The organism is Flavobacterium aureirubrum (genome assembly GCF_038739835.1).
Taxonomy (GTDB): Bacteria; Bacteroidota; Bacteroidia; order Flavobacteriales; family Flavobacteriaceae; genus Flavobacterium; species Flavobacterium aureirubrum.
The window spans coordinates 1-8,883 of sequence record NZ_JBCGDO010000039.1; the positions used below are offsets into that span (position 1 = coordinate 1).

At 31.2% G+C, this 8,883-nt stretch carries 12 protein-coding genes and 1 pseudogene; 9 read left to right on the forward strand and 4 right to left on the reverse strand.

Annotated elements, in window-relative coordinates:
* Window positions 1-238 precede the first annotated feature (238 nt).
* Entirely contained in the window at window positions 239-847 is a 609-nt protein-coding gene (locus WFZ85_RS15290) for a tyrosine-type recombinase/integrase (RefSeq protein ID WP_342697139.1), read from the forward strand.
* Window positions 848-959: 112 nt separating this feature from the next.
* Here WFZ85_RS15290 and WFZ85_RS15295 read toward each other — a convergent pair whose 3' ends face one another.
* From WFZ85_RS15295 to WFZ85_RS15305, 3 genes are all read right to left on the reverse strand, one after another.
* Window positions 960-1,775, reverse strand: coding sequence for a TdeIII family type II restriction endonuclease (locus WFZ85_RS15295; protein WP_342697140.1), 816 nt, complete (start codon window positions 1,773-1,775; stop codon window positions 960-962).
* A 31-nt stretch (window positions 1,776-1,806) separates the two neighbouring features.
* Window positions 1,807-3,042 (reverse strand): DNA (cytosine-5-)-methyltransferase, encoded by a 1,236-nt coding sequence (dcm, locus tag WFZ85_RS15300; protein ID WP_413789742.1) that lies wholly within the window; start codon window positions 3,040-3,042, stop codon window positions 1,807-1,809.
* A gap of 171 nt (window positions 3,043-3,213) precedes the next feature.
* Entirely contained in the window at window positions 3,214-3,510 is a 297-nt protein-coding gene (locus WFZ85_RS15305) for a hypothetical protein (RefSeq protein ID WP_342697142.1), read from the reverse strand.
* Between the two features lie 156 nt (window positions 3,511-3,666).
* Between WFZ85_RS15305 and WFZ85_RS15310 the strand changes: the two genes are divergently transcribed.
* Window positions 3,667-4,152 (forward strand): hypothetical protein, encoded by a 486-nt coding sequence (locus tag WFZ85_RS15310; protein ID WP_287784982.1) that lies wholly within the window; start codon window positions 3,667-3,669, stop codon window positions 4,150-4,152.
* A 123-nt stretch (window positions 4,153-4,275) separates the two neighbouring features.
* Here WFZ85_RS15310 and WFZ85_RS15315 read toward each other — a convergent pair whose 3' ends face one another.
* Window positions 4,276-4,563: a hypothetical protein gene (locus WFZ85_RS15315; RefSeq protein ID WP_342697143.1), complete on the reverse strand. Its 288-nt coding sequence runs from the start codon at window positions 4,561-4,563 to the stop codon at window positions 4,276-4,278.
* 232 nt (window positions 4,564-4,795) lie between these two features.
* On the opposite strand from WFZ85_RS15315, the gene WFZ85_RS15320 reads away from it, so the two are divergent.
* From WFZ85_RS15320 to WFZ85_RS15355, 7 genes and pseudogenes are all read left to right on the forward strand, one after another.
* Complete coding sequence (locus WFZ85_RS15320) at window positions 4,796-4,981, forward strand: hypothetical protein (RefSeq protein WP_342697144.1); 186 nt, start codon at window positions 4,796-4,798, stop codon at window positions 4,979-4,981.
* An 8-nt stretch (window positions 4,982-4,989) separates the two neighbouring features.
* Window positions 4,990-6,279: a hypothetical protein gene (locus WFZ85_RS15325; protein ID WP_342697145.1), complete on the forward strand. Its 1,290-nt coding sequence runs from the start codon at window positions 4,990-4,992 to the stop codon at window positions 6,277-6,279.
* A gap of 50 nt (window positions 6,280-6,329) precedes the next feature.
* Window positions 6,330-6,992, forward strand: a complete 663-nt coding sequence (locus WFZ85_RS15330) for a hypothetical protein (protein WP_342697146.1) — start codon at window positions 6,330-6,332, stop codon at window positions 6,990-6,992.
* Between the two features lie 3 nt (window positions 6,993-6,995).
* Window positions 6,996-7,622 (forward strand): hypothetical protein, encoded by a 627-nt coding sequence (locus tag WFZ85_RS15335; RefSeq protein ID WP_342697147.1) that lies wholly within the window; start codon window positions 6,996-6,998, stop codon window positions 7,620-7,622.
* 335 nt (window positions 7,623-7,957) lie between these two features.
* Window positions 7,958-8,215 (forward strand): DUF7660 family protein, encoded by a 258-nt coding sequence (locus WFZ85_RS15345; RefSeq protein ID WP_342697148.1) that lies wholly within the window; start codon window positions 7,958-7,960, stop codon window positions 8,213-8,215.
* Entirely contained in the window at window positions 8,208-8,645 is a 438-nt protein-coding gene (locus WFZ85_RS15350) for a hypothetical protein (RefSeq protein ID WP_342697149.1), read from the forward strand. The genes WFZ85_RS15345 and WFZ85_RS15350 overlap by 8 nt, the downstream gene beginning before the upstream one ends.
* A 99-nt stretch (window positions 8,646-8,744) precedes the next feature.
* A pseudogene (locus WFZ85_RS15355) lies at window positions 8,745-8,867 on the forward strand (integrase); the annotation flags it as partial.
* Between the last annotated feature and the right edge of the window lie 16 nt (window positions 8,868-8,883).

Consider the following 8,883-nt stretch of genomic DNA (forward strand, 5'->3'; position numbering starts at 1 on the left):
GCAGGTGTTTCTAAAGATAATGTAACTCGTGCTTCAATTATTTTCCGACCAGGAAAAAAGCTAAAAAAACTAGTAGGGAATTTGTCCTATGTTCGAAAAAAAATATCGTAATCTATTTTTTTCTACAGTTAGGAGTTAAAAGTTAGCACTATGAAATGGGAAGCCAAAATCATAAAACACAAAGGTGAAAAGCGGATTGTCGCCATCTTATTAGAATCAGATAGTAAATTCGATTAAATTGTATTTTAAAACGTGTAGAGATACTAAGATTGAAATTGACAAGATACACAGACCAAAACGGGAGAAGGTTTTGCCCAATGTGTTGAGCAAGGAGGAAGTAAAAGCTATTTTAAACGCCCACGAAAACATAAAACATAAAATGATGTTGAGCTTAATTTATAGTTGTGGTTTGCGATGTGGTGAATTATTAGCACTCAAACCAGTTAATATTGATTCGAAACGAAATATAATTTTACTAAAAAATGCTAAAGGCAAAAAAGATAGAATTGCGCCTTTGAGTTTAAAGATACTGGAAATGCTGCGAGAATATTATAAATTGTTTAAACCAACAACTTACTTATTTGAAGGATTGATTGAAGGAACTCCTTATTCTGATAAAAGTTTGCAACAAGTATTAAAACAAGCGTTGCAAAAAACAGGTATTACAAAGCCTGTTACGTTGCATTGGTTGCGTCACAGCTATGCTACACATTTATTAGAAAGTGGCACTGATTTAAGATACATTCAAGAACTCTTGGGTCATAATAGTAGTAAAACTACCGAAATTTATACTCATGTAAGCACGAAAAGTATTCAACAAATAAAAAGCCCGTTTGATGATTTGTAAGAAATAAATTTTTAAATTTGAAAAACAAAAAATCCAAAAAGATTCGCCTATCACTCCTTTTTAGAAGGTAAAAGCGAAACTAGTTTCGGATATATACAAGTTAACTGTTATTTTAACGCTCACCGTAAAAAATACCCTGAATTATATCTTCCAAATCCCCAGTCGAAGAGATATCATTAAAAGCGTCTAAAATAATTTGATATGTGTTGTCAATTCCAGAACAGAAATCCCAAAATTGATTTTCAACCCAACCTTCATTATCTGGCTCTAAAGGCCAACCTCTTCCAATAGTTCTAGTCCAAAAATTGACGTTACCATAAGGATTATAAGGAAAAACAATTCTTGCAGATGCATTTCCCTCAGGATATCTAGAGTAAAAATAAGAATACCAATTAAGAACCTGGTTAAAACATCTAGAATAGCCACCTACATTTGCCTGTACAGTTTTTGTGTCAAAAAAATAATTTACATTATCTTTTCTTAACCAAATATCAACTCCAAAACCTCTTGGAGCTCTACTGAAATCATTTATTGGATTTATAATAAAATTTTGGCAAACTTCCTTAATTCTATCATGACAATATTCTGCATTATATAATTGATTTCTATTATTTCTACCTTCAACAAGTAATTGGACAGTATTTTGAAGGTTTCCGGGCATATTTGTTGGTGACAACAAATTATCTTCAATAATTTCAAAACCATTCAAACTGGCTAAATTTTTTGCTAAAGGCTCCCATAAAGTTGTTCCCAAAGAAGTTTCCATACCTCCTACAACTGATCTAATTCTTCTTTCCGTTGGAATTATTAAATCAAGTATTTGGAAATTTGGCTCAACACCCATTCTATTTCGAATAAAATTGGTTAAACTTGATATTACAGTTTCTCTTACTAAATTAAATACTTCTTGTTGTGTTGGTGGTGGCATAAACAATTATTTTTTGTGCCACAATATAGAATTATTTATGCAATTCTTCGTAATATTTATTTAGAAACTTTATAATTGAATAGCCTACTTCTTTTCCTAAATTAACTGGAACTGCATTTCCAATCTGTTTATATTGCTGAGCAACAGAGCCTTCAAATTCCCAATCGTCAGGAAAAGTTTGAATTCTCGCGTATTCTCTAACCGTAAACGGTCGAGTTTCTTCAGGATGACATCTTTCAGTTTGTTTTTGTGCTGGACTACAAGTTAATGTTAAACAAGGTTCGTCCCAACCTATTCTTCTTGCAATTCCTGTTTTTCCACCGCCAAGATGAAAACTTCCGCCCATAAATTCCTTTTGAATATCTAAAGGCAAATCCCGCCAATAACCTTTTTGTGGAACTAAATCTAAAACATCAATCTTGCTTTTTGGATATTTTGAACCTTCAGATTTTGGAACATCACAATCAAATAATTCACCTTTTTTCAAAGCATCTTTTAAATTGTATACTTTCTTATAAGGATTTGGATATTCATATTTTAAATCAATATCTTTTCTAATTCCAACCAAAATTAATCGTTCTCTCTTTTGTGGAACATTAAAATTAATTGCTTTTAGAACTTGAACAGGAACAACATTATAACCTATTTCATCCAAAATAGAAATCATTCCTTGAAGCGTTTTACCATTTTCGTGACTTAATAAACCACGAACATTTTCACCAATACAAATTGGAGGATTTACTTCTTTTACAACTCTTGCAAATTCATAAAACAAAGTTCCTCTTGCATCAGCTAAACCTAATTTCTTTCCAGCATAACTAAATGCTTGGCAAGGAAATCCCCCAGTTACAATATCAACTTTATTTTCATATTCTGCAAAACTAAAAGACTTAATATCACCTTCTAAAACATTCCAATATGGCCGATTTTTTCTTAAAGTATTACAAGCCCATTTATCAATTTCATTTAAAGCTACACATTTCAAACCAGCCTTCTCCATTCCAACAGCCAAACCTCCAGCTCCAGCGAAAAGCTCTAAAACAGTATATTCATTATGAGGTTCAACATAATTAGAAATTTCTTCTTTTATGTTTTCATCTAAAAAATCTGAAAACAAAGTATCGACATCTGACTTTCTATAAACTCTATAATTACTCATTGGTTCACGAACAGCAGGTAATTTACCTTCTTTATCCCAACGTCTTAAAGTTTCTTTACTTTTACCAATATATTCAGAAGTTTCTGAAAGCGTCATATATTCGCTCATAACCAAATTATTTAACCTTACACAATGGTTACAAATTTAAAAGAAAAAATGGAATTACCAAACAAATGAAAAAGAAAAAAACAACAGTTAACAGGCGTAACTGTTGCACAACCTCCATTTTTTTTAAATAAATTTATAAATCACAAAAAAACCACCTCTTTAGAAGCAATTTTAGAGAGGTTTATTTTTTAAATGAAGTTCAAAGTTGTAAAATTTGGAGTACTTACAAACGAGTTTTTTAAGTCTAAAAAGACTGATTTCATAAAAGCCAAGGACTTCCCTTGTTTTAGGGAAACAACTTGGGTTAAAATGGATGGTTTTTAATACTCTGGGTGTAAATCCTATTTTCTCTAAGTCGATACTGTTGACAAAAGCATCTATAAATCGAACAGGATTGTCCTGACTAATGGTGTCTTCTAGACTGCTTACTTGTAGTTGGTTGCGAGCTATTCCTTGTATATGTAGCATCGTTAAAGATAAAAAAACTATAACTTTCTTACAACTATTTTACTATATTTGGTACAAGGATTGTGGAGGTTTTTTCACAGTCTGACGTTAGCGGTCAGGCTTTGACGACCGAACAACAACATAAATAGGAAGTTATTAATCCGGACTATAAACAATATGGACATTCGAAAAAATTGGATAGAAATAAGAAAGCACTTCAACAAATGCTTCAGGACTAATTTTCACGTTTCCCTTGCTTCGGTTGACAAAGAAGGCAATCCAACAGTAACCCCAATTGGCTCTTTATTCTTAAACAGCAATCAGACTGGATTTTACTTTGAAAAGTTCCCTACAAAACTTCCGGAAAATAGTAAAGACCATAAAAATATCTGTATTTTAGGAGTAAACAGCAGTACTTTTTTTTGGTTGACTTCGCTATTCAGAGGAAAGTTTAATAGTCATCCAGCAATTAAACTTTACGGACAACTTGGCGATAAAAGAAAAGCGACAGACATTGAGATAAAAAGACTAAACGCAAGAATGAGAACAACCAAATTGCTAAAAGGGAATAATTATCTATGGGGCAATATGGAATTTGTTAGAGAGGTAACATTTACAAAAGTAGAGAAAATTAATTTGGGTAAAATGACCGAAAACTTATGACACAAAAAGCCCGAACCGCTAACACGGGTAACTGTTGCACAACCTCTATAAAAAACTAAAATTTTAAAATATTTATAAAAAATAACCTCTTTAGAAGCTATTTTAAGGAGGTTAGTTTTTTAGTTATAATTCAAAGTTGTAAAACTTGGAGTGCTTACAAACGAGTTTTTTAAGTCTAAAAAGACTGATTTTATAAAAGCCAAGTTCTTTCCTTGTTTTAGGGAAACAACTTGGGTTAAAATGGATGGTTTTTAATACTCTTGGTGTAAATCCAATTCTCTCTAAGTCGATACTGTTGACAAAAGCATCTATAAATCTAACAGGATTGTCCTGACTAATAGTGCCTTCTAGACTGCTTACTTGCAGTTGGTTGCGAGCTATTCCTTGCCCCGAAGCGTCGGGATGTTGCATCGTTAAAGGTAAAAAAACTATAACTTTCTTACAACTATTTTACTATATTTGGTGCAAGGATTGTGGAGGTTTTTTCACAGTCTGACGTTGTGCAACATTATTGAAAAGCAGACGTTATGAAAAGACAGAAAATTTTTCCGAATTATCCCTGAGGAGAATACCATTTAGCTGAAGCTCATTTCTTCTTAGGGTTTAAACTTTTTGAGCAGTTTAATATTAAAATAAACACAGAATGAAGAGAATTTTAAAATCAGCATTATTAATAATGCTTTCAACAACAATTTTTGTTAGTTGTTCAGAAGACAATGAAACTATCGACTTGCAAACAGAAAACCTAAATGATAAGCAAAAGTTGATGCAAGAAACCTCTGTCCTATTTGGTAAAATGCTAACCAATAGTGAGGTTAAACAGCATTGAATCAAAAAATGAAAGAAGTTGACGAAGATGCTGAAATTGTATCGTTTGCTTATTTATTTGAGCAAGAAAATGGTTTGCGTAAAAATGAAATTAGCAATTTTAGCAAAAGAAAAGTAAATTCATCTAATGTTTTCAAAACAGCTTTACAAAACGAGTTTGAGAAAAATGAGGAGAATTATAAAACTATTGCTAATGTTTTGGAAGCTAAAACATCAAAAGGAGCATTAGCTAGAACAAGTGCAACTATTGCTAACGATTTAGCATCATTGCTTGTTTCAGAAGAACTGCAAATTTTTTATCCGTTTGATTCAGAATATGAAGATGATGATACAAGTGTTGAAGAGTTTTATGTTTCTTATGACCCTTTAAATAACGCTCAAACAAACACTGGTTATAAGTTTCATGTAGGATTAACAGATATTGATGTAGTTGATGGTATGTCTAATGACTTTTTAGACGATAATCCCGTTTACGTAATTGTTCCAATTGACCCTTGTGATATTCCCGGTAGACCTTGTGGATTTACAGAATTACAACCAGCTCCGTTAGACCCTAATAATGAATTATTACCTTCTGGAAATCAATTTTTAATTAATAATCCTGGTGGATTTACAGGTGGGAATACTGGAGGAACAGGCTCAAACAACAATAACAACAATACAGTTCCTACAACAACATTATTAACAGCAAATACAAACCATAATAATATTCCTGAATCAGATATTATAAGTTCTTACATTCCAAGAATACAAATTAATGGTACAAGCTGGATGGGGTTTGGTGGTACGCATCAAAAGTTACGTTTTTTCAGAGGAACTACAGATGGTGCAGTAACCCAAAATGCTGATGGTACTATCACTGCAACAGGGACAAAATACACCATTAAAGATTTTAGATGTAAAAGAAAGTATGTTAAAAGAAAAAAGAGATGGTTAGGCTTTGACGCAGAATTTGACCCAGATTGGAATATGACGGAAAATACACAAGTTATGGCTGTATTCTCTCTTCATCATATTTCCGCAACTGCATCAGCTGAATTAACCGCAAAATCTGGATTTAAAGTAGAGGGTGGAGAAATTAAACCTCATACAGAAGCTAGTGGTTCTGTAAAAATAAATTTTTCACTAGGCAGTTCAAAATTTAGATCAAATGCTGAAATGTCAAGAAGAATGATTTTAGCTACAATTGTTGGTCCTGGTACAACAGGTAGAACAATTAACAATAATGGTGTACAATACAATGTTAAAAAAATAGGTATTGTAGATTATTATTTTAAACATTTTTACACTGACCTTTAATTTTTTTTATGGATGCTATGCCGTAGGCATAGCATCCATTCTTTTTAAATATGAAAAAAGCATTTACCATCATATTAATTTTTACTTGTGCTACTTTGTTGGCTCAAAAAGAAAGTATTTACTTATCAATAGGAAAACCTTGGTATCCTGATAAATTCGACAACTTGAATAATTATTCTCTTGGCTTAAATTATCAAAATAGATTTTCGCAATCTTTTGCTATTGATTTTAATATGGAATATTCGCAAAGCGATGATTTCCCAAATTTTTATAAAAATGATATACTTTTAAATGAATTTTTATTGAATCAAACATTTGATGATATTTTATTAAATTCTCAATGGTCAAAAATTTCAAATATAAATATTGGTTCTAGGATTAATTATTTATTCGTAAATAATAAAAATTTTAATTTTAATTTTAGTGCGGGTTTAGGTTTTATGTTTACAAAATCTTCTTCACACTATTTAAAGAATTGGAATTATTTACCAATTTCGGGACAAATAATATCTTATGAAAATGAAACTATTTCTGATAGTTTGAACACTTTTTATTACACTTTAGGCTTACAATTTCAATATACTTTTTATAAGGAATATTTTATTGGAATAAATCCATATTATCTTATGCCTATTGGAGAAAAAAAAATAAATTCAATTCCTGTATATCCTAACTATTATAATCTTACACTAAACATTGGTAAAAAATTCTAAACTATGAAAAAAATAATTCTTTTATTGATACTTATTGCTACAAATTCTTTATTGGCTCAAGATAATAAAGAACAAAAAATTGACATTTCATTTTCTTACGGCTTGTCATATATTGACTACTCAGATTATTCTTCAACTTCCCCACTTAATCTTGAATTGCCAAGTATTGGCTCGTTTTATGAAATTAATTTTGATTATAAATTACCTAAAAATCGCTATATAGGGTTAGGATATTCAAGACAACAACACTCAAAAAGTATTAATGATGGTGTTTTAATAACTTCTACCAACACTGCTCTAATATTAGATAATTATAAAAACACACATACAAAAGATTTTTTTGATATTCATTTTAGAACTGTATTTAAAAACAATATTCAGTTTACACTTGGAGCATTTTTCTTTATCGAAAACCTTAATACAAATTCAATAAGTGGAGATGAAAACAACATTTATTTTGTTTTAAATAATGAAAAAAACAGGTCTGACAATTTAGGTTTATTTGGCTCTTTAGAGTATTATTTTAAACTAACTGATTATGCTGAACTTGGATTGAAAGGTAAACTCTATTATTCATTGAATGGTATTGAGACAATAGCATTATTACCAACATTAAGAGTAAAATTATAACGTTGCACAATCGAGTAGACGGCTCCGCCAGAAACTGACGGAGTGCGCCTTTGACGGTAGTGAGTGGATGGTGGTTTTAGCTGTTTACTTGAGAGGGGTACAGATTTGAGGTATATTTTAGAGTAGCTAGGTCATAGTAGTAGTAAAACAACTGAAATATATACTGATGTTAGTACGAAAAGTATTCAACAAATCAAAAGTCCTTTTGATGATTTGTGATAAAAAAAATAATTATATATTTGGAGTAAATACGATACTGAGTAGCGACAATCTACCCTAATATGGTTGTATAGTCGCTATAAAGTAGCGACTATAAACTAGTTATAGCCAATTTTATGAACGACACAGTTAACGACTTTAAAGTAACCGACAGAAAAACTTTCATTAAGTTCCTTGACTTATTGCGTAAGGACTTTTTGGACAATCCTGAAAAATGGGAAAATAAAACTTTGCCTGATTTTTTGGAAGCGTTAAGTGCATACACAGAAGACGTTCAAGGTTATTACGACAATATGAAACTTGATATTAAAGCAGACAAACCAGACTGGTCAACTTTTGCTGACATTTTTAAAGGAGCAAAGATTTATGAATAACGAATATCCAAACCCTTGGAACTTTTCAAATATTGACAAGAACCTATTATCACCAAATGGAAAATATAAAATTGAATTTGGAGAACTATATGAAATTGCAATGGGAGCGCCAATTGGTGGAGAATGTTATTTAATTTATGATGACAAGAAACTTAAACTAAACGATTGGTGTGGCGGACCAATTATTTGGAATGAAACAAATGAAAAAATTGCATTACCAATTTGGACAAAACAAAGAAATCAGAAAATTGCCATCGTTGATTTGACTAATTTGACAATTACGACATTTAGAAAAGAGTTCCGAGTTCTGCACTTTAATAAATTTCTTGATAACAATTTATTTGGCAATGACAGTCCAATTTACATGACAACAACATTAAAATTTGACATTGACAAGGAAGAAATAGAAACAATTAAACAACTAAAATAAAAACTGGCTATAATCGAGTAGACGGCTCTGCCAGAAACTGACGGAGTGCGCCTCTGACGGTACTGAGCGGATGGTGGTTAGAGGTGTTTACTTGAGAGGGGGACAAATTTAAGGTATATTTTAGAGTTGCTAGGTCATAGTAGTTGTAAAACAACTGAAATATATACTCATGTTAGTACGAAAAGTATTCAACAAATCAAAAGTCCTTTTGATGATTTGTAATACAACTTTTATTTCT